Source organism: Paenibacillus monticola (assembly GCF_009664975.1).
In the GTDB taxonomy this organism is placed as follows: Bacteria; Bacillota; Bacilli; order Paenibacillales; family Paenibacillaceae; genus Paenibacillus_AQ; species Paenibacillus_AQ monticola.
This window is the reverse complement of record NZ_WJXB01000015.1, coordinates 123,523-148,718: the sequence shown is the minus strand read 5'-3', so window position 1 is coordinate 148,718 and position 25,196 is coordinate 123,523. Positions and strand designations below refer to the sequence as shown.

Here is a 25,196-nt window from a genome sequence, read left to right as displayed (position 1 = left end):
TTGCATTATACTTAACATTGTTGTCTTGACAAGCTTCACGGCTTGTCTTGAATAAATAAAATGAATTCTAGGAGGAACTATTTAATGACTGTAAAAGTTGGTATTAATGGTTTTGGACGTATTGGACGCCTTGCATTCCGCCGTATTCAAAATGTGGAAGGTATCGAAGTGGTAGCAATCAATGACTTGACTGACGCTAAGATGCTTGCTCATTTGCTTAAATATGATACAACTCAAGGTACTTTCAAGGGTGATGTTGAAGTTCATGACGGATTCTTCAAAGTAAACGGTAAAGAAGTTAAGGTTCTTGCAAACCGCAACCCTGAAGAATTGCCTTGGGGCGAGCTCGGCGTTGATATCGTACTTGAATGTACTGGTTTCTTCACTACTAAAGAAGCAGCTGAGAAACATTTGAAAGGTGGAGCTAAGAAAGTAGTAATCTCCGCTCCAGCTACTGGCGACATGAAAACTGTCGTTTACAATGTTAACCATGATATTCTTGATGGTACTGAGACTGTTATTTCCGGCGCATCTTGCACAACAAACTGCCTGGCTCCTATGGCAAAAGTTCTACAAGACAACTACGGTATCGTTCAAGGTTTGATGACTACAATTCATGCTTACACTGGCGACCAAAACACTTTGGATGCTCCGCACGCTAAAGGAGACTTCCGTCGTGCTCGCGCAGCGGCTGAGAACATTATCCCTAACACTACCGGTGCTGCTAAAGCAATCGGCTTGGTAATTCCAGAACTTAAAGGCAAATTGGACGGTGCAGCTCAACGTGTTCCAGTAGCTACAGGTTCCCTGACTGAGCTTATTACAGTTCTTGAAAAACCAGTTACTGTAGAAGAAATCAATGCAGCAATGAAAGCAGCTTCCGATGTTGATACTTACGGCTACACTGAAGATGAAATCGTATCTTCCGATGTTAAAGGTATGACTTTCGGTTCCCTGTTTGATGCTACACAAACTAAAGTTATGACTGTTGGCGACAAACAGCTGGTTAAGACAGTTGCTTGGTATGACAATGAAATGTCCTACACTGCACAATTGATTCGTACTTTGGAACACTTTGCAAAACTTGCTAAATAAGACCGACTTACTATAAGTATCAACTATAGAGCGGAAACAGACTTTCCTTGTTTCCGCTCTTTCTAAATGGAAAGATATTCCTTGGATTCGGGATTGAAACAATTTTGGGTGTGGAGGAAATAATTATGAACAAAAAGAGTGTCCGTGATGTAGAAGTAAAGGGTAAACGCGTATTTATGCGTGTAGATTTTAATGTGCCTTTGGAAGATGGAAAAATTACAGATGATACACGTATCCGTGAGACGCTTCCAACCATTAAATATTTGATCGAACATGGTGCAAAGGTTATTTTGGCGAGTCATCTGGGACGTCCAAATGGCCAATTTGTTGATTCCATGCGTCTTACACCTGCTGCAGTGCGTCTGTCTGAGCTACTTGGCCAACCGGTAGCAAAAGCTGACGAAGCTATTGGCGATGCTGTAAAAGCACAAGTTGCTGAGCTTGGTGAAGGCGATGTACTCGTTCTTGAGAACGTTCGTTTCTACCCTGGTGAAGAAAAAAACGATCCTGAATTCGCTAAGCAGTTATCTGAACTGGCTGACCTATTCGTCAATGATGCTTTTGGCGCGGCTCACCGTGCACATGCATCGACAGAAGGTATCGCTCATTTCCTGCCCGCTGTATCCGGTCTATTGATGGAGAAAGAATTATCCGTTCTAGGTAAAGCTCTTACTAACCCAGAACGTCCCTTCACAGCTATCATTGGCGGTTCCAAGGTTAAAGACAAGATTGATGTAATTGATCACCTGTTGACTTTGGCTGACAACGTGCTGATCGGTGGCGGTCTATCTTACACTTTCACCAAGGCTCAAGGCTTCGAAATTGGTGAATCACTCGTAGATAACAGCAAAATTGATGCCGCTCTTGGATTCATCGAGAAAGCAAAAGCGCTTGGCAAAAACTTTGTGCTTCCAGTAGACGTTGTCGTTGCTGACAAATTTGGTGCGGATGCCAACACTAAAATTGTTCCATTCAATGAAATCCCTGCAGGATGGATGGGTCTTGATATTGGTCCTAAGACTCGCGCAATTTATGCTGACATTATCAAAAATTCCAAGCTAGTTGTCTGGAACGGACCTATGGGCGTGTTCGAAATCGATATCTTCGCGGAAGGTACGCTGGCCGTAGCTCAAGCTTGTGCAACAACTGAAGGTTACACTGTTATCGGTGGCGGTGACTCCGCAGCTGCAGCAGAAAAATTCCACCTGGCTGAACAAATGGATCATATCTCCACAGGCGGTGGCGCATCACTCGAGTTCATGGAAGGCAAGGCGCTTCCAGGTGTAGAAGCACTGAACGACAAGTAAGACGTTATTAAGGAGGCAAACCAAGTCATGAGAACACCAATAATCGCTGGCAACTGGAAGATGTTTAAGACTATTCCAGAAGCGGAAAGCTTTTTCGCCGAAATCAAAGGCCAAGCAGAAGTAGAAGGCGTAGAGACTGTTATCTGCGCTCCATTTACTAACCTGCCAGCATTGGTAGCAGCGGCAAAAGGTACAAAGATCAAGATTGGCGCACAGAACCTGCATTTCGAAGATAATGGTGCTTACACTGGCGAGATTAGCGGCGTAATGCTGAGTGATCTTGGCGTGGATTATGTAATCATCGGTCACTCTGAGCGTCGTGCTTATTTTGGCGAAACAGATGAAATTGTGAACAAGAAGCTGCATGCAGCATTCCGTCACGGTATCACTCCTATCGTATGTGTAGGCGAGAAGCTTGAAGAACGTGAAGCAGATCAGACTAAAGCTGTATGTAAAGTACAAACTGAAGGCGCATTTGCCGGTGTAACTGCCGAACAAGCGGCTACAGTAGTCATTGCTTACGAGCCTATCTGGGCCATTGGCACAGGTAAATCTTCAACTTCACAAGATGCTAACGAAGTTATTGCATATATCCGCAGTCTTGTAAAAGATCTGTATGATGATGCAACAGCTGATGCGGTTCGTATCCAATACGGCGGCAGCGTGAAGCCTGAGAACGTTACTGAGTATATGGGTCAAAGCGACATCGACGGTGCACTTGTCGGCGGCGCCAGCTTGCAGCCTGCTTCCTTCGTTTCATTGGTTGAGGGGGCGAAGTAAGTTATGTCAGCACCAAGACCCGTAGCTTTAATTATCATGGATGGTTTCGGTTTGCGCGGAACGACTGAAGGCAACGCTGTTGCTCAAGCCAACAAGCCTAATTATGACCGTTACCTGCAACAATATCCCAATACCACCCTTACTGCTTGCGGCGAGGCTGTTGGTTTGCCTGAAGGGCAAATGGGTAACTCCGAAGTGGGACACTTAAATATTGGCGCTGGCCGGATCGTATATCAGGATTTGACCCGCATCGATAAGTCTATCCGCGACGGGGAGTTTTTTGACAACGAAACATTGGTTGCAGCGGTAAGACACGCTAAATCAACAGGTAAAAAGCTCCACTTATATGCGCTTGTATCAGACGGCGGAGTGCACAGTCATATTAAGCATCTGTTCGCCATGCTGGATCTTGCCAAGAAAGAAGATATGCATGAAGTGTATATCCATGCTTTCATGGATGGCCGCGACGTACCTCCCGATAGTGGTCAAAAGTTCGTTCAGGAACTTATGGCTAAGATTGAGGAAGTCGGCGTGGGTACAATTGCTACGGTATCCGGACGCTATTATGCGATGGACCGTGACAAACGCTGGGAACGTGTAGAGAAGGCCTATCGTGCCATGGTTTATGGCGAAGGCCCGAAATACACAGATGCGCTGCAAGCCATCACTGGATCGTACCAGAACTCTGTGTTTGATGAATTCGTAGAACCAAGCGTTATTGTAGACAGCGAAGGCAAGCCTGTAACGTCGGTAGAGAGTGGCGATTCTGTCATCTTCCTCAACTTCCGTCCAGACCGTGCGATCCAGCTGTCGCAAGTGTTCACTAACCAGGATTTCATAGGATTCGACCGTGGGCCCTTGTTCCCACACAATTTACACTTCGTATGCCTGACCACATTCAGCGAAACGGTGAAAGGCTTCGTTGCCTATTCACCGAAGAACCTGGACAATACCTTAGGTGAAGTGCTTGTACAGCAGAACAAGAAGCAGTTGCGTATAGCGGAAACTGAGAAGTATCCGCATGTAACCTTCTTCTTCAGCGGTGGACGTGATCATGAACTTCCTGGCGAAACACGTATCCTAATTAACTCGCCCAAAGTGGCAACCTATGACTTACAGCCTGAGATGAGTGCATACGAGGTGGCTGCGGCCTGCGTAGCCGAGATCGAAGCTGAAAGACAAGATGCCATTATCCTTAACTTCGCTAATCCTGACATGGTTGGACACTCCGGCATGCTGGAACCTACTATTAGGGCTGTAGAAGTAACAGATGAGTGTGTAGGTATGGTAGTAGACGCTGTTGTTGCCAAAGGTGGCGTAGTGATTATAATCGCTGACCACGGCAATGCTGATATGGTATTTGACGAAGACGGTCGCCCATTCACGGCTCATACAACGAATCCAGTTCCATTCATCCTAACCGATGAAAATGTAGTGCTGCGCGATAAGGGCATCCTCGCGGATGTAGCCCCAACTATTCTGGATCTGATGGGACTTCCGCAACCTGCGGAAATGACCGGACAATCCATGATCGTCAGCCGCAAGTAAAATAGTTCAACCATTAATACAAAACCATTGTTAAAAAGGAGATTAAATTACATGACTATTATTTCTGATGTGTACGCACGCGAGGTTCTTGACTCCCGCGGTAACCCTACAGTTGAGGTTGATGTTTATCTTGAATCCGGTGCTAAAGGCCGCGCTATCGTTCCTTCCGGCGCTTCCACTGGCGCTCATGAAGCTGTAGAGCTTCGTGATGGCGACAAATCCCGTTACCTCGGTAAAGGTGTTCTGAAAGCTGTTGAGAACGTAAACGAACTGATTGCTCCTGAAGTTATCGGTATGGACGCTCTTGATCAACTGGGCATCGACAAATTGATGATCACTCTTGATGGTACTCCTAACAAAGCTAAGCTGGGCGCTAACGCAATCCTGGCTGTATCCATGGCCGTAGCACGTGCTGCAGCAGCTGCTCTGGATGTGCCATTGTATGTATACCTGGGCGGATTCAATGCTAAACAGCTTCCAGTTCCAATGATGAACATCGTTAACGGCGGCGCACATGCTGACAATAACGTTGACGTACAAGAGTTCATGGTTCTGCCAATTGGCGCACCTAGCTTCAAAGAAGCTTTGCGTACAGGCGCAGAAATCTTCCACGCTCTGAAAGCTGTTCTGCAAGCTAAAGGCTTGAACACTGCTGTTGGTGACGAAGGCGGATTCGCTCCTAACTTCACATCTAACGAAGAAGCATTGTCCACAATCATGGAAGCTATCGAAAAAGCCGGCTACAAAGCAGGCGTTGACGTATTCCTGGGTATGGACGTTGCCTCCACTGAGTTCTATAAAGACGGTAAATACCACTTGGAAGGCGAAGGAAAATCTTACACCTCTGCTGAGTTTGTTGACCTGCTTTCATCATGGGTTGATAAATACCCAATCATCACCATTGAAGATGGTTGCTCCGAAGATGACTGGGAAGGTTGGAAATTACTTACTGAGAAATTGGGCCACAAAATCCAACTCGTTGGTGATGACTTGTTCGTAACTAACACTGAACGCCTGAACAAAGGTATCGAAGAAGGCATCGGTAACTCCATCTTGGTTAAGGTTAACCAAATTGGTACGTTGACTGAAACTTTTGATGCTATCGAAATGGCAAAACGTGCAGGTTACACTGCAGTTATCTCCCACCGTTCCGGTGAATCCGAAGATAGCACAATCGCTGATATCGCCGTGGCTACCAATGCCGGCCAAATCAAGACTGGTGCTCCTTCCCGTACAGACCGTATCGCTAAATACAACCAATTGCTTCGTATCGAAGATGAACTGGGCGAATTGGCTCAATACAACGGCATGAAATCTTTCTACAACCTCAAAAGATAATCTCTCTTCTTGAGGAGGAGACAAAAGACCTGCCGTTATCGGCAGGTCTTTTGCTTATATAGTTGTGTTAGCCGCTTTGCTATGATAAGATAAGAATACTGTTTATGAATCGTGAAACCTAATTTGCCATAGATAGTGATGCTTAGATGTAGGAGGTGGAAGTGAATGGATATGTTTTTGAAAATTGTGCTCCTGATTTTTTCCGTGGGTCTGATTGTGGTCGTTCTTCTGCAAAAAGGGAAAAGTGCAGGTCTTTCCGGTGCCATCTCCGGCGGTGCTGAGCATCTCTTTGGTAAAACGAAAGCACGCGGTATGGATCTTGTTCTGCAACGTGTAACTGTTGGACTGGCAGCTGGATTCTTTATTATGTCGATCCTTGCAGCCGTGTTTATTGACTAAATTTCTACAGTAAGCCTTTGCTCTCTTCTGAATGGAATGGAGCGAAGGCTTTTTTTGTTCGAAGATAAGGAAAAATTTAACTTATTATTTAGATTCCCTGCACCATGCTGAATTTCCTCTGAGGATTTAGTATTGCGTTAACCTTTAGATGACAGTTATAGGGATGCCAAGGATTGATTTCGTGTATACTAGGGTATGAAGTATATAGAGGTAAATATTACATGCAAGATTTTTGCGAAAAAGGACAAACATACATATATGCCAGCGGTGTAAAGCTGCGGAGGGCCGAGGTGACGAACATGATAACACAGGAAATATTACTTGATTTTATGCGCGAAATTGCTTACAAACCGATGACTTATAACGAACTGGTGAGCCATTTCGCTCTGGAGGATAGCACGGGATTAAAAGCGTTCGAAGAATTGCTAATTGCAGTGGAACAGGATGGAAGACTGATTCTGAACCAAGGTGGACGTTACGGTGTGCCGGAACGGATGGATTTATTGCGCGGACGATTGCAGGCACATGCAAAAGGTTTTGCTTTTCTTATACCGGACGATCGGGAGCATCCTGATGTTTATATTAATGCTAACGATTTAAAGGGTGCCATGAATGGCGATATCGTGCTTGCACGCGTCAGTTCTAAGAGCCCCTCGGGTGGGCGTATGGAAGGCGAAGTTGTTCGGATTGTTAAAAGAGGTGTACTGCAGACAGTTGGTGTATTCCAAAGTCTAGAGACCTATGGCTTCGTGCTGCCGGATGACAAGCGGATTAACCGCGATATTTTTATTCCTAAGCAATCTTTCAAAGGTGCTGTTGATGGAGAAAAGGTTGTTGTTCGTATTGTGAATTATCCGGAGGGCCATGCAGCCGCTGAAGGAGAGATTATTGAGATTCTCGGGCATAAGGATGACCCGGGTATTGATATTTTGTCTATTATCCGAAAACATCAGCTGCCAGAAGCATTCCCAGAAGAAGTAATGGCCGAAGCTGAGAACGCTCCAGATTCCATTACTGACGAAGAGATCATTCAGCAGGGACGGCGCGATTTGCGCGGACTGAATATTGTCACCATTGATGGTGAGGATGCTAAGGATCTGGATGATGCGGTTAATGTGGAACGATTGGAGAATGGTCATTACAAGCTGGGTGTACATATCGCTGACGTTGGCTATTATGTGCCTGAGAGCTCCGCACTGGACAATGAAGCTTATGCTCGCGGTTGTAGTGTGTATTTGGTAGACCGCGTTATTCCGATGCTGCCGCACCGCCTATCGAACGGGATCTGCAGTTTGAATCCGCAGGTCGATCGATTGACGATGTCATGTGAAATGGAATTTGACGAGCATATGAAGGTTGTGAAGCATGATGTCTTTTCGAGTGTGATTCGCACTAAAGAGCGCATGACCTATTCTAATGTCCGCAAAATTGTTGAGGATGAAGACCCAGAATTGCTTGAACGCTACAGCCCGCTAATTGCCGATTTCCGCTTGATGAAAGAGCTGGCAATGAAGCTGCGTGAGGCACGGATGCGACGGGGAGCAGTTGATTTTGACTTTGAAGAAAGTAAAATCATTGTTGATGAGACCGGTAAAGCTGTTGATATTGTCAAGCGTGATCGTTCAGTTGCAGAACAGATTATTGAAGAATTCATGCTTGCTGCCAATGAGACGGTTGCTGAACATTTCCACTGGCTGAAGGTACCGTTCCTCTACCGGATTCACGAAGATCCGGACCCTGAGAAGCTGCAAAACTTCATGGCATTTGCCGCCAATTTTGGACATCATGTCAAAGGTCGGGGCAATTCGATACACCCGCGCGCACTGCAAGATCTGCTTGAGCAGATTAAGGGAACGAAGGAACAAACCGTCATCAGTACGATGATGTTGCGTTCTATGAAGCAGGCAAAATATGATGCAGAGAGCACGGGCCATTTTGGACTTGCTGCGGAATTCTATTCCCACTTCACTTCGCCGATTCGCCGTTATCCCGATCTGGTCATTCACCGCGTTATGCGTGAGGTGATTATGGGCGGAGGAACGCTGACTCCGAAGCGCCAGGAGTATTTGGCTAGCCGGATGCCTGACATTGCTCAGCAATCTTCGGAACGTGAGCGCGTGGCGGTAGAGGCGGAACGGGATACAGAGCAGCTTAAGAAGGCTGAGTTCATGAAGGATAAGGTTGGCGAGGAGTTCGACGCCATGATCAGCAGTGTGACCAGCTTTGGGATGTTCATTGAGCTGGAAAATACCGTCGAAGGACTTATTCGTCTCAGCGCGCTGAGCGACGATTATTACCACTTCGACGAAGCTCATATGGCGCTCATCGGCGAGCGCACCTCGAAGGTGTTCCGCATTGGTGACGAGGTGAAGATCCGCGTCGCTAAGGTAAATATGGACGACCATACGATCGATTTCGAGTTGGTCGGCATGTTGCCGCGCGCCATGGGCGAACGCCGCAGCGGCGGTTTCGGAAGCGGCCGTCCAGGCAAAGGCGGCCGTTCACAAGGCGGCGGCTTCGCGAAGCCAGCCGCAGGTAAAGCTGGCAGCGGTGGCGGCAAGGGCCGCGGCGGTAAAGGCAAGCCCGGCGGCGCTATTGGCGCGGCGGGCAGAGTTGCCGACGCAGGTACACGCGTCGGTGAAGGGCCGCGCGCAGCGGCCGGTGTGGGCGCAGCCGCAGGCGTTGCTGCGCCGAGCGCGCGCAGCAAGCGCAAGCGCAAGAGCGGTGCCGGCGAGGACGTGAGCCGGCCAGCAGCGGCGCCGATTGCAAAAGCGGGCGCACCGCGAAGAGGCGAAAGCGGCGGCGCCAAAGGTGCGCCGCGCGAACGCAGCGGCGGAGGACGTGACCGCGGCTTTGACAAATACGGCGCGCAAGCCGCAGCTCGTGGCGGTGTCAGCTTCGCTTTTGGCTCAGGCAAAGGTGGCTACGGCGGTCCAGCTAGCAGCAACACGGACAGTTCAGAAGGTGAAGCTAAAGGTGTGGACGGCAGCACCAAGTTCCGCAGCCGCGAAGACCGTGGCCCTAACCCGACAGCTGTAGAGGGCAGTATCACGGCTCCTGAAGGAAAAGGCCGTCGGAAGAAGAAGGCTAAGGGCGGTGTATTCATCGGCCAGTCGGTAACTCCTGGCAATGTCGAGACCTCTGATCAGGTATCTGCTAAGCGGACCGAAGGTAACGAAGCCGGACCTGGTTCCCGCCATAGAAATAAGAAATAAACTGAGTTAAGACTCAGTTAGCGAATAGCGTTAAAGATCATTAACAAGCGCTGTTAACCCGCTGTGGGTATAACAGCGCTTGTTTTTAATTATATGGACGAGATAGATTGAGGAAGGAATCAAAGACTTAACTTGTACTTCCTTGCGTTCCATAGATAGCTTTTGATACAATAAAGATCTGACGTTCTGTCAGGAAGACCCTTTGAAATATGATTCGAGGAGTGATTCTCATGGGTAAAAAAGTCGACGGGAAAGTATTAGCCCAGAACAAAAAGGCCTCCCATGATTATTTTATCGAGGACACCTATGAAGCAGGTTTGGTGCTAACAGGTACAGAGATTAAGTCGTTGCGACTAGGGCGCGCTAACATTGGCGATGCTTTTGCCACCATCCGTAACGGTGAGATCCAGATTCACAATATGCACATCAGTCCGTTTGCGCAGGGCAATCGTTCTAATCCCGATGATCCCACGCGGACCCGTAAACTGTTGATGCACAAGGTGCAAATTCACAAGCTGCTTGGGTTGTCCAAGAGAGATGGTTTTACTATCGTGCCGCTCAAGATTTACGTGCGTAACGGGTATGCCAAGCTGTTGATCGGTCTAGGTAGAGGTAAGAAAGAGTATGACAAACGTGATACTGCAGCGAAACGTGATGCTGAGCGTGACATCCAGCGTGTGCTGCGCGATAAGCAAAAGATCGCCAGATAAGCCGGGTTCACACAAAGCTCAAGTTCCAGATTCACCCTTCACTTCCTGTAAGCCTCGTGTTAAAGTATTGATAAATGTGCTATACTGAATAAGTAAAAGCATACTGCTTTGCTTCTGAACAGCTACTTCGCAAGAGGAAAGCTGTGGATTGGATCTTTCGTAAGCTTGATCGATCCGCTTGATCCGAAGAAGCCCTTACTAATTGAGGGGCCGCTCTTGGATTCGACGGGGGTAGTTCGAGCATGAGTAGCGAGTAGTGGGGACGCGTCCGCTTTATCAACGCTAAAGCCTATTAAACGGCAAAACACAAAACAACTACGCTTTCGCAGCCTAAGAAACTGTGCGCGTGCTTCTACTCTGCATCGTCCATGTGACAGGGCTAGGGGCTAACAAGTAGTGGAATACGCTGTCTCATCTCCGCCTGGGGTGAGCTGAAGAAGATAATCAGGCTGACCCGAAGGGAATCCTGTGACAGGGAGTCTCCAGGGTGACATCAAATCTGTCACTACACTCGTAGAAGCTTATGTGCCGTTATCTTCGGACAGGGGTTCGAATCCCCTCGGCTCCATATGGAGTATCAGTGAAAGACACCTTAATTGGTGTCTTTTTTCATTTTAGCGGATGTTTTGGGCTATACGTGGTGGTTAAAAAGCTTGCCAGTACGCGGTTTCTGAGGCTTGCTGTTAATGGATATAGTGAGTTTTACTGAGCCTATACGTTGATAGGAGGTATAGGCCTCCACGTAACCAGTTAAGCTATCCGCAAGGTTCGAATACCCACATTGACAAAAAAAGGAGCTAAGATGCCAGCTCCTTCTCAACTCTCTTATTAATTTCATCTAACTTCCAAGATTCTCTTGGCTAACTTATCTCCACGATGCTCCAGGGCAATAATGGATTGAAATAAATCGGCTTGTAGCTGTCGTTGTTCCTTTGTCCAGGCTTGTTTGGGGGAACTAATAAAGGTTGCCGCAAAATTCGGGTTGGTCAGACTGTTTTGGAAATTTTGAAGTTGGGAATACATCTCTTTGTAGACCGCCGTCATTTGGCTTAAATATTCGGTAGTGGGGGAAGTTCCCATGGATAAGCACGAATGGTTTAAGTAATCTGCCGCACTTCTTCTGGCATCGGTCAGAGCCATTAAGCAAAAGTGATTGACGCCGAGCCTCCGGGAAAAATCTTGATCGTCCGCAAGTTGATACCACTGTTCGTCCAGCAAGCCTTCCTGCCATTCTTGCAAGCCTTGATAACCCAGTGTATATCCTCTACTTTCTCGGGCCTTCATGGAGTCCAATTTGACCTGAAGCGAAGCATAAAGACTATCCAGAGTGGATGGCTTAACCGATTCGCCGTTAAAACGAATGAGGAGGTATGGCCATTGATCCACGTTCAGATATCCTTTACTCATTTTCATGTGCTCCCGGAATTCCGGGTCGTCTTTGAGTTCTATGAATGTTTCTTCGTCAAAATAGCTGCGGCACAGCAAAGTGTTTCCACCATCGATGTAACCTGTGATGACACCCCATTCGGGAGCGACACGAAGATTGATGGCGATCGGCAATTGATGTTTTCTAATGCTAGCCATAACCGCCTGCTTCTCCAATTTACGTTGCTCTGGGGGAATGCGGTCTGCCCAGCTAACTTGAAGTCCGTAAGCTTTGAATGCCAGGCTGGCATAGTCGTAAGCCACAAGTCCATCTGCAGAGCTATAATCCCAAATGGGGGTGAAAGCGATTCTCCAGCACGCTCCGGAAACACCCATCACCGTTTCATAGGTCGTCTCTTGTCCCATGGTTTTTAGTGAAAGATAAAGAGCACCTGCCCAGGAGCAATCCATTCCTTGACCAAAACCCAGACGTCCTACGTTCTCTACAATATAGTGATCATTCAAGGCATCGCTTCTAAAAAGATGGGTTCGGTCGGGTGTATAATGAATTCTATCTCCTTCCGGGCAGCTTATTGCATGTATACCTGTGGTGTTTATATAAACAAGCGAAAGATAATCGTTTCCATTGTTTTCGATAAGGCTTGGGAACAGTTCGTGATTGGCGGTGAAATGCTCCCACTTAAAATATTGATAATGTTTCATTTTACCTAAGACATTTCTGTTTATCTGTTCATTGCCGTAGGAAGCAAATACAAACTCCAGTTCCCGTGGCTGTACCGCATAACCCTCAGTTTTGAGGTCAATTACCAGTAGGCTATCCTGCAAAACATAAGTAGTATAAGTCCCGGAAGGTATCTGATATTTGATCAACAGCAGTTTTATTCGACTACTATTTATACAACTGGGAAAAGTCTGTTCATTTACGGTTAATGCCAAATGATTGCCGATAACGAACTGGTTAATAAAATGAGTAACGTCATGATTTTCATGACCATCTGTGTAAGCAGCATAGAGAACAACCAATTGCTGAGGCATCAAAATACTGTCAATCGAATGACCTAAAACAGCAGAAAGCAAAGGAAGAGTGGCTGTTTCGGGCAAAGATTTTCCCGTCTCCCATTTGGAAACTGCTTGGGCACTGACATTTAATTGTTCAGCCAATTGTTCTTGCGATAATTGTTTTTCTTTACGGAGAGTTGAAATCCTGGTTCCAACTTTTTCATTGCTCAACATATTTACAGCTCCTGAAATTGGATTACGACGTCGTTACTTTTATTATAAGAGCTTGAAATAGAAATACCAGTTATCCCAAGATGAGTATATAGGTAATTTTTCAACCATGGGTTGAATGGAAAGATTCATCCGTAGTATGATTCGTTGAAACTAATTCTCTAAAGCCTACAAAGCTTCAAACGAAACCGGATTCATCTGAGCGGTTTTACGCCTCTTTACAAGGTTCAAAGCCATTGATAAATGCTATAATAATAATGAATGGAGCTGATGCCGATGGATTTGCTAGACCCGCGTGTAGATTTTGTATTCAAACGGATATTTGGCAGCGAAAACAATAAGGATGTGCTACTGGCGTTTCTTAACCGCATTTTTACGGAAGCTGGAGAGCCGCCGCTGACTGAGATCATCCTGATGAATCCCTATACGGATAAAGATGATCCACTCGACAAACAATCCATCTTTGATGTTTACGCCAAGACCGCAGAAGGTAAACTAATTGATATAGAAATGCAGTTGTTTAATAAGTACGATATAGCGAAACGTACGCTCTTTTATTGGAGTAAACGGTATGCCAGCCAACTCAGTGAAGGTGACAAATATCTAGAGTTGAAGAAATGTGTGACGATTAACATTTTAAACTATGCGTTCCTGAAGAATGAGCAATATCATAATGTATTCCATCTGCGTGAAGACCGGACGGGAATATCTTTAATTGACGACATCGAGGTTCATTTCTTGGAGTTGCCGAAGCTAGATGAACATAGTGTTCCGTCTGAAGGCGGACTGATCAATTGGTTACTGTTTCTGAAAGGTGCCGATACATCACAATGGGAGGTGCTGAAGATGAATGAACCGAGTTTGGAAAAGGCCATGGATACCCTGCAATATCTGAGTCAGGATTCGGACGCTAGACGATTGTATGAGGCCAGACAGAAGTATTTGCATGATGAAGCGTCCATGGTTGAAGGGGCGAAGTCTGCTGGGATTATTGAGGGTAAGCTTCAAGTAGCTCGCAATTTGCTGGCAATGGGGATGGATTATGCAGCTGTAGCGAAGGCGACAGGGCTTAGTGAAGGTGAAATCAAGTCTATCAAGCTTTAATATGTTGCCTGTTTGATGATGTCAAGTATCATCAACGCTAAAGCCTATTAAACGGCAAAACACAAAACAACTACGCTTTCGCAGCCTAAGAAACTGTGCGCGTGCTTCTACTCTGCATCGTCCATGTGACAGGGCTAGGGGCTAACAAGTAGTGGGATACGCTGTCTCATCTCCGCCTGGGGTGAGCTGAAGAAGATAATCAGGCTGACCCGAAGGGAATCCTGTGACAGGGAGTCTCCATGGTGACATCAAATCTGTCACTACACTCGTAGAAGCTTATGTATCTGTATCTTCGGACGGGATTCGAATCCCCTCGGCTCCATATGGAGTAACAGAGAAGACGCCTTAAGGGGTGTCTTTTTTCATTTCAGCGGCTGTTTTGGACTATGCGTGGCGGTTAAGAGGCTTATCACTAAGCTGTTTCTAGGGCTTGCAGTTAATGGATAGAGTGAGTTTTACTGATGCTATACGGAGATAGGAGACTTTGTCTTCCACGTAACCAGTGTTAAATGCGCTCCCCTTCGGCCTGTGTTTTCGCCTTCCGTGCCTCATTTGCTACCTTATGATTTTTACTATTACTTCTTAAAACTACTTTTCTAAAGCCTAATATATTGACAGCATACTGTCAAATTGTTATGATACACTCATGAATACAATAGACAAACCAGAGGATCCAATAAGCAGATTTTCACTGAATATATTCCAAATTAATGGATTACTAATGCGTTCCGGGGACATTATCACGTCTTCAATTGATCAAAGCAGTGCCAGGTGGCAGATTCTTGGCCGTATTGGATCTAAACCCCAAACGGTGGCAAAGATCGCTCGTGATATGGGACATGCGCGTCAGAGCGTGCAACGTGTTGCCGACGTATTAGTAAATGAAGGGCTGGCTATCTATAAGGACCACCAGACTGATCGACGTACAAAGCTAGTTGAACTTACTCCGAAAGGTGCAGAAGTGCTGGGTATTATCTACGAAAAAAGTGATGAATGGAACCGATATTTAATTACCAAACTCGACCCAGAGCAATTGAGTAAAATAGCAGATGCTCTTGAGAATGTCGGGCGAATTCTGGAGAAGGAGGTAAACTTCTTTAGTAATGGAAATTGGCAAAGCATTAATACTGAAGAAAAAAATGATGATGAGAATAAGTGATTAATGATGGTAAAAGGAGTCGTAAATATAATTAATTTTAACGGGGGGGAGGTACTAATGGAGACTATCTACAGTAAATTGCATACAGTAGAAATACTGAACCGTATCGAGAAATTAAGTCCAAATTCGAAACCACAATGGGGAACAATGAATGCTGCGCAAATGTTGGCTCATTGCTCATCGTTTCAAGACATCCCAATGGGAAATTCCTTTCCGCCTAGATCTTGGCTAGGAAGGTTAATAGGAAGGTTTGTGAAACCTATTTCTTATAATGACAAGCCTATACCACACAATATGTCAACAATTCCGACCATACTTATTTCAGATAACAAAGATTTTGAGACGGAAAAAGAAAAACTGAAACAAAGGATTTTAACTTTCCAAAGTAACGGTCCGGAGAAATGTTCATCCCATCCACATCCTTTTTTCGGAAAAATAACTCCTGAGCAATGGGGTAAAGTGATTTATAAACATCTAGACCATCATTTAAGACAATTTGGTGGTTAGTATAATAATTAGGATTGGGTCGAAGTGAGGACGAGAGAGATCCCTAAGACCTATGCGACCTCCCCGAACATCCTAAGCATCACACGGGGACGAATTGTGGATTTGCCAAGCCACCCCTCGGCTCCATATGGAGTATCAGAAAAGGCGACCTTAATTGGTCGATTTTTTCGTGGAGTAAAAGGAGATATTTTGCTGGAATAGATACGTTTTATATCTCTCATGTAATTGAGAAGCATACTAGCAGGGGGATTAGCCTTTGTGACACTCATTACAGCAGAAGTAGCAACCATCATAATTTAATTTGTTTGTATCTTTTTTAACTCGTTGAATGGCAGATTGACAAATATTTTCGTAACCAATTAAAATTCGATTGGATGAATTGGGAATATAGGAACAGTCTTCTGTGTGAACCTCGTGATTACCCTTGTTATCCGTATTTTTGTTGTAGTAATAAAATTTGGCCACTAGTAGTTCCCTCCTAATTTTAAGTTTAAGATCATATTAAACTCTACCTACTTCTGGTGTTATCTTGATGTAACATCTCTATTCGGTAATGTTCTATTGTTAAATTAGCAGAATTATTAATGAAAATCAAGAACGCATGTTCTTTTTATAGAGGATTTTCTGATATTCCTGCTGTTTTAAATCTAGCAAATAGGAAACACTATTAGTAGATTTGAAAGGAGGAATACGGAATGGGAGCTTTTCATATATCAATGGTAAAGATGGATACAGTGGGAAAGCATTTTCCGAAGAAAAGAGAAACGATGTCTGAATATGAAGCGCTAGAAAGTGCCTATCTAGATGGAATGAGAGAAATACTGAGTGAGGTAGCCGCTAGAAGACATCTTGAAATATGGGGAATACGTTCTAACAATCCTCATATCAGGAAAGCCAACGAAGAGTCATCTTATGCAATCAAACGCCTACACAGTAGTTTAAACGAGAATCAACGTGAATTGTACGGATTCATGGAGGAGGCTATGAGCACAGAACAGGGTCTCGAAGAAGAGGAAGCTTTTGTGGTTGGAATTCTGGAAGGATACCGCTTTATAAAAGAGCTCCAGAGATCGGGCGGAGGTCTGACTCTGGTTTAGAAGTTAATACACGATATGCTATAATAACTGTAATCATCTAACCGGAGGTGTCCAAGATTCGATGGGATGAAGTTCAGGAGCGTTTTCCGAATGAATGGGTCGTTCTTGAGGCGACTAAAGCCTATTCCAAGGAAGGCCAGCGTTTTATTGAAGAGATGTCTGTAATCGACTCCTATGAGAACTCTACCAAAGCATTGAAACGGTACAGTGAGTTGCACCATCAAGCTCCACATCGCGAGTATTGTTTTTTTCACACTTCCCTTCCTGAGGTTGTGGCGCGAGAACGATATGTGGGGATCAAAGGGCCAAGATGAACATAACAGAAAGCTATGGGCTTCCCTTTGTAAGCATGACAGTTGTGTTTAGAGGGAGAGAATTAAAGCTGGAGAAGGTATTGCTTGACACAGGTTCTGCCAGCACACTTTTGAATGCGGATATTGTACAAGAAATAGGTATGGTCCCTGAAGGAAATGATATCGTTGATATTATAGGGGTGTAGGTGGTGTGGAGTATGTGTACACCAAATACCTGGACTCGATTATAGTCGATGAAGCAATACTTAAGGATTTTCAAGTTAAAATCGGGAACATGGATTATGGCATGGAAATCGACGGCATCCTGGGTTTTAACTTTTTGAAACAAGCAGGGGCTGTGATTGACACTGGAGAAATGCAATTGAAAACTAACGTTTGCTAAACGGCTATCTCGTACAATTCCAGCAGCAACCTCCGCCGAATTGTGGCTCTGCACGTCCACCCCTCAGTTTCCAGAATCCCTTTCCCAGCAAGGCACTAAGACCCTTTTTGGGAAAGGGGTTCAACACGCCTGTTCTATTTTTACATACTTTTCTACAACTCCGCCCCCCTATACCCCATCTTCCGATATCCCTTCACTCTTTTCTTGAACATCCCCATTAACATAGGAACCTGAAGGTCAATATAATCATATATTTTCACTTCTTCTTTATTCGCATGACTTCGGTGCAAGCGGCCGGCATATTACTGCAAGGTGCCTGACCAAGAGATGGGATGGACAAGAAACAAGGTGTCCAGTCTAGCATCATCGAAGCCTTCACCAATCAGCTTGCCGGTAGCGATAACTACCCGTTCTTGATCGTCTGGAATAGGCGATTTGGGCACGGAGAGCCTCTCTCTGCTTTTTTCCCATTCCGCCTCTAAGCACAATTACGTTTTTGGCAAAAGCATGCAATCTCTCTGCAAAATATTCAGCATGAGCGGTCCGTTCAACCAGCAGCAGCGAGAGCGGCCTTCATCCAGGCAGGTAAGTAAATCGTCAAAAATAAGCGTGTTTCGCTCCTCATTATCTACAAGCTGCTGATAGATATCCTGAATACCAGAAGCCTTTTCTCCTGGCTTGATCTGAAAATGGGTATACCGGGGAACAACCCTTAATGAAAATCCTCTGGAGCTGCTTAGGGTTTTGGCATCCACCTTTAATAGCACAGGTCCAAGCTGGAACCGTACAATTGCTTCTTGTCCGTCCTGCCGTTTAGGTGTGGCCGTTAAGCCAAATACATACTTTGCTCTGACTTCCCGCAGAACCTGTTCGAAGCTGTAGGCGGATACGTGACGGCACTCATCCACAATGACTTGTCCGTATTCACCTAAGAAGGGTTTAACATTCCCTTTATAGTTGAGGCTCTGAATGACAGCGATGTCGATAATGCCGGTTCGTTTATTTTTGCCGCCACCGATCATACCGATTGCTTGTTTAGGAACTTCAAGAAAGGTTTGCAAACGTTCCTGCCATTGTTCCATAAGCTCCCGGCGGTGCACCAGAATAAGGGAATTTGTCTTTCTTGAAGCGATGACGCTGGCTGCTACGACAGTTTTACCGAACGCGGTTGCCGCCGAGAGAATGCCTATATCCTGGTTTAAAATCGCTCTGGCTGCTGTATCCTGAAGAGTGGTCAGCGTACCGGTGAACTCTGCCTCTATTGAAGTTCCAGACGATCGTTGATCCTCAAGTGATATTTTGACCTGATTTTGCTTGAAAAAGGATAACACATCCTGCAGGCATCCCCTTGGAAGAACTACATAATTCCCCATATCCTCTGCGCATGAGATGACACGGGGTTTACCGTAGGTGGAGAGCCGCATCGCTTGAGCTTTATAAAAATCGGGATTGGAGAAGGAAGCTATTTTGATCAGGGCATGAATTGCACTTGAAGGAAGTCCAGACTTGAGGATATAAAGACGATCCGAATGCAGGACCTGTATTTCAGCAGGTAAAGATTCCATCAGAACCTCTTTTATCTGAGTCTGGTTCTCTTGTAACAAGGTCAATCCATCTGCTTCGTGGTCTGATCCCGCTGTAATACTGTCATTGTTAAAAAGCCCACGCTCCCCATATTTGTATATAAATTGCCTCACTTCGTCTTCGTTCATCTTGCCAAGCCCGGATAATACACTCCATTGGTCAGTATAGGGTTCGAAGTATTCATTAATAAAGCTGCTATTTCCTTGTTTGCGCGGTCCACCTTGTAGGGGTAGAGCAATGGGGTTCCCGAATCCGCCTTTGGGCAGCGTGTCCTGATTGGGAAACAGGCGGTCATAGGATTCCATGCCGATCTGATATCTTTTGTTCATGGTCAAACTTAGCAGGGTCATTCCAAATTTTCTGGCTGTAGCCGCCTCAATATTTTGACTGAAGAAAATCCAGATGTGCCCCCCATTGCCGGAACGCGAGCGCTCTAACAGCGTGGGGATTTCAAGGCTTTTACATAGCTCCATCACGGCAGCATTGGATAGATACCAATCGTTCGGTCTTGCCGTGCATCTAAATGGGCTGACAGCACTTCGTTTGTAAGGGGCATGAAGCTCTGGTGTTTGCAAACCGAGCATTTCACTCGGGGTTTCTCGCAAACGGAAGTCCATTCATTTGCACAGAAGGGGGAGTACCCGGACTTACCTTGTTTGTTACTCCAGCGTATCGGGTATACATCTTCTCAGCCGCGAAAATAACTCTTACAAATGGCGAGCTTGTCCTCTACGGTAGAGTACTGGTGAACATTAGTTTCTCCAATATTTGTCCTCCAAATTGTCCATTGATTGGTCCTCACGTTTTATTTATATTATACCTTGTAAGCTGCAGAGTAATAATGCTGGGAATTATAACCGGATTAAGGAGATCAAAATAATGCTGAAATTAAGAAACTCAACCATTAAAAAGTATTTAAACAATCTCACGAGGGAAGAGCTTGAAGCTGAAATCTTGAATTTGGTCAAGAAATACCCAATTATTCAAGAGCATTATTATTCGGTGTTATTTCCCGATCAAGAGGAGGTCTTAGACAAGTACAAGAAAATTATTGAGAAGGAATTCGGCCACCACAAGGGAGAGATTCTGCGATACTCGGTTATGAAGAAAGCAATAAAGGACTTTAGTAATATTTCAAACAACAAGGAGCAAATTGCGGAAATAATGGTTTTTACAGTGGAATGTGGAGTGGACTTCACGCTTACATATGGAGACATTGATCAGAAATTCTACCATACGATAGCAAGCATATATCAACAAGCCTTAAAGTACATTGTGGACAATCAATTAGAAGATAAGTTTGTAGACCGATGCAACGAATTGATGCAGAGCAGTCAGGATATTGGCTGGGGTTTTGGATTTGATATGATGGATTTGTATAATGACTATTTAGGACACATGAATGAAGAAGAAGACCCTGAGTAGCTTATACGGTCGAATTATTTAACCGCAAGGATTGTGTTATAATATTATAAATAAAAATCGAAATCCGAGCGAGGTGCTATCCTAATGCTGCCCCAAAGAGAAGAATTGCAACGGTTATTGAAAAAGGCTAATCAGCATGCAGTCGCAGAGGCCAAAAAGGCTGGAGCCTCCATTTATTATATAAAAGACGGCAAACGGATACGTGAAGATGCCACTGGGCAAAAATTCGAGATTACTTATGATGTAGCCGGAAATCGCACTGAGCTTGCTAGCCATGACTGAACCAGAGTCTGTAATGACTGTTTTTGCTGGCACTAATGGAGCCGGGAAAAGCACAATCAGCCTTCAAATGAGGGATTACGTTGGAACTATTATTGATCCTGACCAGATTGCCAAAAAGATTAACCCGGAAGATCCCAGAAGTGCTGACCTGTCTGCTGGACGAGAGGCTGTAAAGCAAATAAGGGAGTTAATCGGGCGAAAAGAAAACTTCGCTATAGAAACTACTCTGTCGGGAAGTTTTGTTTTACGTCATATGAAGACAGCTAAGGAAAAAGGTTATAAGGTCGTCATGTATTATATTGGTTTGCAGGATGTGCAGATGCATATTGATCGGGTAGCTTCAAGAGTGGAACAGGGAGGGCACTGGATTGCGGAAGAAGATATCCGGTGGAGATATGGTCAATCTTTAAGTAACCTGAAGCCTGCCTTGGAGATTTCAGATGAAGTCACTATGATCGACAACACCAGTGAACCTGAGGTTGTGGCAGAAATCAAACTTTCACAAATCAGCTTTTGTAGACAAGAGATTCCTACGTGGGCTAGGGGAGCTTTGGAATTTTACTTGTATTAAGTTGGTCCAAATTAGGGCCAGTTATGCGAGAGCAAGGGATTTGTAACGTCTTTGCTAACCGGCACGTACAGTTCTAACAGCAACCCCCGCCGAATTGTGGCTCTGCAAGTCCACCCCTCGGCTCCATATGGAGTAACAGTGAAAGACACCTTGAGGGGTGCTTTTTTTCATTTTGGCGATTCTTTTGAACTATGAATAACGGTTAAAAGGCAGTTGTGACGTGGTTTCTGAGGTTGGTTTTCATGGATAGAAAATTCGTTAGCACTACTAGGAATGATGCCTACAAGTTGTACATACAGTGGAACTACAGGAGGTGTTGTATGGTTATCCAACTTAGTATTGCTTTGGTGGCAGTTGCTTTTATCTTTTTGGTTGTTTTTTTGATTCTAACGCTACGCAAAGGAATGACCACACTCTCAGAAACCAATAAGACGTTAGTTGATGTGAGAAATGCTATTCATGGCTTAACTGGAGAAGCTTCTCAACTCATTCACACGGCTAATCAAGTTACCAAAGATGTAAAAGGTAAAATCGAAACCATAGATCCAATTTTTGAATCTGCGCACAATGTGGGAGAAGTAATTCAGAGCGTAACAGAGTCAGTTATAAAAACGGCCGCAGGAATAGGTCATACCTTAAATCAAGAACTCGAAAAGCCTCCAGTCAAGCATCAAAACCATCAGATTCGAATTAATACAAAATCTCAATAAACCGAAGATCCATGATATCCATTCTGTTCTATGCAAGATGGATACTCTTCCATGGGGCGATACTCGGTGACATCAAAACTTTCACTACACTCGTAGAAGCTTATGTGCCGTTATCTTCGGACAGGGGTCGAATCCCCTCGGCTCCATATGGAGTAACAGTGAAGACACCTTAATCGGTGTCCTTTTTCATGTTTCTGGAGTAATTCCAGGGTATGTGGTGGTTGCAGTGCCTTGCAACACTGGGTGCTGGCCCACCATGAGTACATCCTGATTAATATCGCTCGACCGGCAAAATGCATTGACAGTGATTTTAAGGTGTGGGAATATTGTCCATATATCATTCCAATATCTCGAAGGAGTTGTTAAGGTTGTCAGCTGATCTTGAGCAGTTCTCTATAAAACAAACATTTATGGATAGCTTGAGGAATGAATCTCTTACGAATTTGCAAACCATTCCGAAAAGCGATTTACATAATCACGCCGGACGTGGAGGGACGATTCAATATATTGGCGAATGGGCTAACGTTAGCATTCAACCGCCTACAGAACCCTTTCAATCATTGCTTGAAATGCAAAGCTGGTATGTTGAACATGTAAAACGCCATTGTCCCGGTATCCAAGGCTATTTGAAACGTATCGAAGCTTCCTTTGTTCAGGCGGCCGAGGATCACATAGAAAGATTGGTGTTAAGCTTCGGGATCGATGAGATTGATTCTTTGGGAGGAATGGAACCATTTTCGCGGATAATTGACGATCTTCATCGCGTCTTTGCTCCCAAAACGCGGTTTCTACCGGAATTAGCCTTGGATCGGGGCTGCAATATCGATAATGTTTACGGTCGGATGGATGAAATATTGGCTTTCCGGTGGTTCCGGTCTATAGATATCTGCGGTGATGAATTTGCTCAGCCTATTGTTTGCTTCAATTCCATCTACAGAGCTGCAAACTCTGCGGGTCTAGTATTAAAAGCTCACGTGGGGGAATTCGGAACTGCTGATGATGTAAGGGAGGCCGTTGAGGAGTTGGGGCTCCAAGAGGTTCATCATGGGATCGCGGCAGCCCGCTCACCTCAGATTATGAGGTGGTTATCCGATCACAATATTCAATTGAATGTCTGCCCAACAAGCAATATTATGCTTGGTGTGGTGGAGAATTACGACAGCCATCCTATTCGCAAGCTTTATAATTTTGGAATACCGGTGACGATTAATACTGATGATTTATTGATTTTTAATCAAAGCGTTTCTCAAGAGTATATGAATCTGTACAAATCCGGATTAATAACCGCAGAGGAGCTAAATGAAATCCGTCTGATAGGTCTTAGAGAGTAAACGGCACGCATCCCCTCGGCTCCATACATGTAAAGTAAAAGACACCTTGAGGGTGTCCTTTTTCATTTTGCGGTTATTTAGGGGTATATAAGGTTTAAATGCTTGCTATGATCGTTTCCTGAAACGCCTCAATGCGCTAATTGGCAGAGTTATGGAACCTATTATTTCTTTGATATACTTGTAAGATTGAGTGAAAACGGCTACTTGGAGCTACCATGAAAAGAATAAATGAGAAGCTTACAGGAGGAAAAGTAAATGAAACAAAATCGCTTAGGAATTTCGGACCTTTACGTCAGTGAGATTGGTCTCGGCTGTATGTCTGTTGGAACTGACGAAACCAAGGCCGTATCCATCATTCAAGAGGCGTTAGAGCTTGGAATAAATTTTTTCGATACTGCTGACCTATATGATAATGGGCGAAACGAGGAGCTTCTCGGCAAAGCAATCAAACACCATCGCTCCGACGTTATCGTGGCAACAAAAGTTGGTAATCGTCGACTACCAGGCAAAGAGGATCGGATATGGGACCCTTCCAAAGCATATATTCTATCGGCAGTAAGGGAAAGCCTTAGAAGGCTTGGCACTGATTATATCGATTTGTATCAGCTGCATGGAGGAACGATTGAGGATCCAATCGAGGAAACTATTGAAGCCTTCGAGGAGCTAAAGCAAGACGGACTGATTCGCCATTACGGGATATCCTCCATACGTCCGAATGTCATTAGAGAATATGTCCGTCGCTCGAGTATTACAAGCTTGATGAGCCAGTACAGTATGCTTGATCGACGTCCTGAGGAGGAGGTGCTTCCACAATTGATGGAGCATGAAATCGGCTTAATTGCACGTGGTCCGCTTGCAGGTGGCATCTTAACGTCTGGAGGGGTGAACAAGGCAGAACGAGACTATATAGATTATAGCCGTGAGGAGTTATCCGCAGTTCGACGAAGAATTATTGAGCTAGTAGGTGATACGAATACCCTGGCACAGATCGCGATCCGGTATGTCCTAGATGAACCTGGAGTGACTGTTACTATCCCAGGAGCGAGCAGCTTGGAACAGCTTCGGAATAATGTTTCCGCTGCCGAAACACTGCTGTCAGCCGACGAACGGGATGCAATTCAGGCGGCAACCAGAGCAAACTGTTACACGATTCACCGGTGACAAACAATCCGAATTTCAGGAGGGAATGAATTCACAGACCCTCTCTAGAAAATGGTGTTATTACTCTTTTATAAGCTGCTGTAACGTCACAACAACTTTCTGTTGACTTAAACCACGGTTTAAGTCGTATGCTAGTTCTGTCGACAACAACAGATATAACGGGGAGGCCTCCGGATGAAGTATTTTTCCATTGGTGAAGTTGCAGCCGAATTCAATATTCCAGAATCGACACTGCGTTATTATGAGAAAAAGGGGCTGTTGCCCCAGATCGAGCGTGATGAGGCGGGTAGACGATTATTTTCAGAAGATCATTTGGGGCTTCTTGGAACAGTGATTTGTTTGAAAAACACGAATATGCCCATAAGCCGCATCAAGCAATATATTGATTGGGTCGTAGATGGTGATACCACCACGGCGCTCCGGCTGGAGATGATGAGGACTCACAAGCAGGCTGTACTGGCCGAAATTTCGTTGATGACCGAAGCCGTTGGAGGAATCGACTGGAAGATTGACCGTTATGTCAAACGTATGCAAGAAAAAAATAATGAAAGTGAGGAATAA

Annotated in this window: 24 protein-coding genes, 2 other RNA genes and 2 pseudogenes; 24 read left to right on the top strand and 4 right to left on the bottom strand. The window is 45.0% G+C overall.

Going from position 1 to position 25,196, the window contains the following annotated elements; translation table 11 throughout:
* Positions 1 to 84 precede the first annotated feature (84 nt).
* The 9 genes from gap to ssrA (GJB61_RS27180) all read left to right on the top strand — a co-directional run bounded on the left by gap (position 85) and on the right by ssrA (GJB61_RS27180) (position 10,963).
* Positions 85 to 1,095, top strand: coding sequence for a type I glyceraldehyde-3-phosphate dehydrogenase (gap, locus tag GJB61_RS27220; protein ID WP_154122181.1), 1,011 nt, complete (start codon positions 85 to 87; stop codon positions 1,093 to 1,095).
* A 125-nt stretch (positions 1,096 to 1,220) separates the two neighbouring features.
* Positions 1,221 to 2,402, top strand: a complete 1,182-nt coding sequence (locus GJB61_RS27215; protein ID WP_154122180.1) for a phosphoglycerate kinase — start codon at positions 1,221 to 1,223, stop codon at positions 2,400 to 2,402.
* Between the two features lie 27 nt (positions 2,403 to 2,429).
* The gene (gene tpiA, locus GJB61_RS27210; protein WP_154122179.1) at positions 2,430 to 3,182 is read left to right on the top strand and encodes a triose-phosphate isomerase; all 753 of its coding nucleotides are present in this window, start codon (positions 2,430 to 2,432) and stop codon (positions 3,180 to 3,182) included.
* A 3-nt stretch (positions 3,183 to 3,185) separates the two neighbouring features.
* A complete protein-coding gene (gene gpmI / locus GJB61_RS27205; protein ID WP_154122178.1) occupies positions 3,186 to 4,730 on the top strand; it encodes a 2,3-bisphosphoglycerate-independent phosphoglycerate mutase in 1,545 nt (514 codons plus the stop codon).
* Between the two features lie 51 nt (positions 4,731 to 4,781).
* On the top strand, positions 4,782 to 6,068 hold the full coding sequence (gene eno / locus GJB61_RS27200; protein ID WP_154122177.1) for a phosphopyruvate hydratase: 1,287 nt from the start codon (positions 4,782 to 4,784) through the stop codon (positions 6,066 to 6,068).
* Between the two features lie 165 nt (positions 6,069 to 6,233).
* Positions 6,234 to 6,467, top strand: a complete 234-nt coding sequence (gene secG, locus GJB61_RS27195) for a preprotein translocase subunit SecG (RefSeq protein ID WP_154122176.1) — start codon at positions 6,234 to 6,236, stop codon at positions 6,465 to 6,467.
* 299 nt (positions 6,468 to 6,766) lie between these two features.
* Positions 6,767 to 9,682, top strand: a complete 2,916-nt coding sequence (gene rnr, locus GJB61_RS27190; RefSeq protein WP_154122220.1) for a ribonuclease R — start codon at positions 6,767 to 6,769, stop codon at positions 9,680 to 9,682.
* A gap of 230 nt (positions 9,683 to 9,912) precedes the next feature.
* Positions 9,913 to 10,392 carry an SsrA-binding protein SmpB gene (gene smpB / locus GJB61_RS27185; RefSeq protein WP_154122175.1) on the top strand — a complete coding sequence of 160 codons (480 nt, stop codon included), beginning with the start codon at positions 9,913 to 9,915 and terminating at the stop codon, positions 10,390 to 10,392.
* Between the two features lie 206 nt (positions 10,393 to 10,598).
* Positions 10,599 to 10,963: a transfer-messenger RNA gene (gene ssrA, locus GJB61_RS27180) on the top strand.
* A 263-nt stretch (positions 10,964 to 11,226) separates the two neighbouring features.
* Here ssrA (GJB61_RS27180) and GJB61_RS27175 read toward each other — a convergent pair.
* On the bottom strand, positions 11,227 to 13,011 hold the full coding sequence (locus GJB61_RS27175) for a helix-turn-helix domain-containing protein (protein WP_154122174.1): 1,785 nt from the start codon (positions 13,009 to 13,011) through the stop codon (positions 11,227 to 11,229).
* 258 nt (positions 13,012 to 13,269) lie between these two features.
* Between GJB61_RS27175 and GJB61_RS27170 the strand changes: the two are divergent.
* The 8 genes and pseudogenes from GJB61_RS27170 to GJB61_RS31990 all read left to right on the top strand — a co-directional run.
* Positions 13,270 to 14,043, top strand: a pseudogene (locus GJB61_RS27170) (Rpn family recombination-promoting nuclease/putative transposase); the annotation flags it as partial.
* Positions 14,044 to 14,052: 9 nt separating this feature from the next.
* Positions 14,053 to 14,437: a transfer-messenger RNA gene (gene ssrA, locus GJB61_RS32685) on the top strand.
* 321 nt (positions 14,438 to 14,758) lie between these two features.
* Complete coding sequence (locus tag GJB61_RS27165; RefSeq protein WP_154122172.1) at positions 14,759 to 15,271, top strand: MarR family winged helix-turn-helix transcriptional regulator; 513 nt, start codon at positions 14,759 to 14,761, stop codon at positions 15,269 to 15,271.
* A gap of 57 nt (positions 15,272 to 15,328) precedes the next feature.
* Positions 15,329 to 15,778, top strand: coding sequence for a DUF1569 domain-containing protein (locus GJB61_RS27160; RefSeq protein WP_154122171.1), 450 nt, complete (start codon positions 15,329 to 15,331; stop codon positions 15,776 to 15,778).
* A gap of 695 nt (positions 15,779 to 16,473) precedes the next feature.
* On the top strand, positions 16,474 to 16,875 hold the full coding sequence (locus GJB61_RS27155; protein WP_154122170.1) for a DUF6809 family protein: 402 nt from the start codon (positions 16,474 to 16,476) through the stop codon (positions 16,873 to 16,875).
* Positions 16,876 to 16,922: 47 nt separating this feature from the next.
* A complete protein-coding gene (locus tag GJB61_RS27150; RefSeq protein ID WP_229522476.1) occupies positions 16,923 to 17,189 on the top strand; it encodes a hypothetical protein in 267 nt (88 codons plus the stop codon).
* The gene (locus GJB61_RS31995) at positions 17,186 to 17,374 is read left to right on the top strand and encodes a hypothetical protein (RefSeq protein ID WP_229522475.1); all 189 of its coding nucleotides are present in this window, start codon (positions 17,186 to 17,188) and stop codon (positions 17,372 to 17,374) included. Before GJB61_RS27150 ends, GJB61_RS31995 begins: the two co-directional genes overlap by 4 nt.
* A 14-nt stretch (positions 17,375 to 17,388) precedes the next feature.
* Entirely contained in the window at positions 17,389 to 17,571 is a 183-nt protein-coding gene (locus tag GJB61_RS31990; RefSeq protein ID WP_229522474.1) for a hypothetical protein, read from the top strand.
* A 302-nt stretch (positions 17,572 to 17,873) separates the two neighbouring features.
* Here the strand turns inward: GJB61_RS31990 and GJB61_RS31985 are convergent, their stop codons facing one another.
* The 3 genes and pseudogenes from GJB61_RS31985 to GJB61_RS32615 all read right to left on the bottom strand — a co-directional run.
* Positions 17,874 to 18,014 (bottom strand): hypothetical protein, encoded by a 141-nt coding sequence (locus GJB61_RS31985; protein ID WP_229522473.1) that lies wholly within the window; start codon positions 18,012 to 18,014, stop codon positions 17,874 to 17,876.
* 45 nt (positions 18,015 to 18,059) lie between these two features.
* Complete coding sequence (locus GJB61_RS32620) at positions 18,060 to 18,944, bottom strand: DEAD/DEAH box helicase family protein (RefSeq protein WP_420819776.1); 885 nt, start codon at positions 18,942 to 18,944, stop codon at positions 18,060 to 18,062.
* A gap of 375 nt (positions 18,945 to 19,319) precedes the next feature.
* Positions 19,320 to 19,828, bottom strand: a pseudogene (locus tag GJB61_RS32615) (TOTE conflict system archaeo-eukaryotic primase domain-containing protein); the annotation flags it as partial.
* A gap of 206 nt (positions 19,829 to 20,034) precedes the next feature.
* Here GJB61_RS32615 and GJB61_RS27130 point away from each other — a divergent pair.
* From GJB61_RS27130 to GJB61_RS27100, 7 genes are all read left to right on the top strand, one after another.
* A complete protein-coding gene (locus tag GJB61_RS27130) occupies positions 20,035 to 20,580 on the top strand; it encodes a DUF6155 family protein (RefSeq protein WP_154122168.1) in 546 nt (181 codons plus the stop codon).
* An 84-nt stretch (positions 20,581 to 20,664) separates the two neighbouring features.
* Positions 20,665 to 20,862: a hypothetical protein gene (locus GJB61_RS27125; RefSeq protein WP_154122167.1), complete on the top strand. Its 198-nt coding sequence runs from the start codon at positions 20,665 to 20,667 to the stop codon at positions 20,860 to 20,862.
* Positions 20,855 to 21,433, top strand: a complete 579-nt coding sequence (locus GJB61_RS27120; protein ID WP_154122166.1) for an ATPase — start codon at positions 20,855 to 20,857, stop codon at positions 21,431 to 21,433. The genes GJB61_RS27125 and GJB61_RS27120 overlap by 8 nt, the downstream gene beginning before the upstream one ends.
* Positions 21,434 to 21,753: 320 nt before the next feature.
* Positions 21,754 to 22,143: a DUF948 domain-containing protein gene (locus tag GJB61_RS27115; protein ID WP_195724491.1), complete on the top strand. Its 390-nt coding sequence runs from the start codon at positions 21,754 to 21,756 to the stop codon at positions 22,141 to 22,143.
* 368 nt (positions 22,144 to 22,511) lie between these two features.
* On the top strand, positions 22,512 to 23,474 hold the full coding sequence (locus tag GJB61_RS27110; RefSeq protein ID WP_154122164.1) for an amidohydrolase family protein: 963 nt from the start codon (positions 22,512 to 22,514) through the stop codon (positions 23,472 to 23,474).
* 255 nt (positions 23,475 to 23,729) lie between these two features.
* On the top strand, positions 23,730 to 24,635 hold the full coding sequence (locus GJB61_RS27105; protein WP_154122163.1) for an aldo/keto reductase: 906 nt from the start codon (positions 23,730 to 23,732) through the stop codon (positions 24,633 to 24,635).
* A gap of 174 nt (positions 24,636 to 24,809) precedes the next feature.
* Entirely contained in the window at positions 24,810 to 25,196 is a 387-nt protein-coding gene (locus GJB61_RS27100; RefSeq protein ID WP_154122162.1) for a MerR family transcriptional regulator, read from the top strand.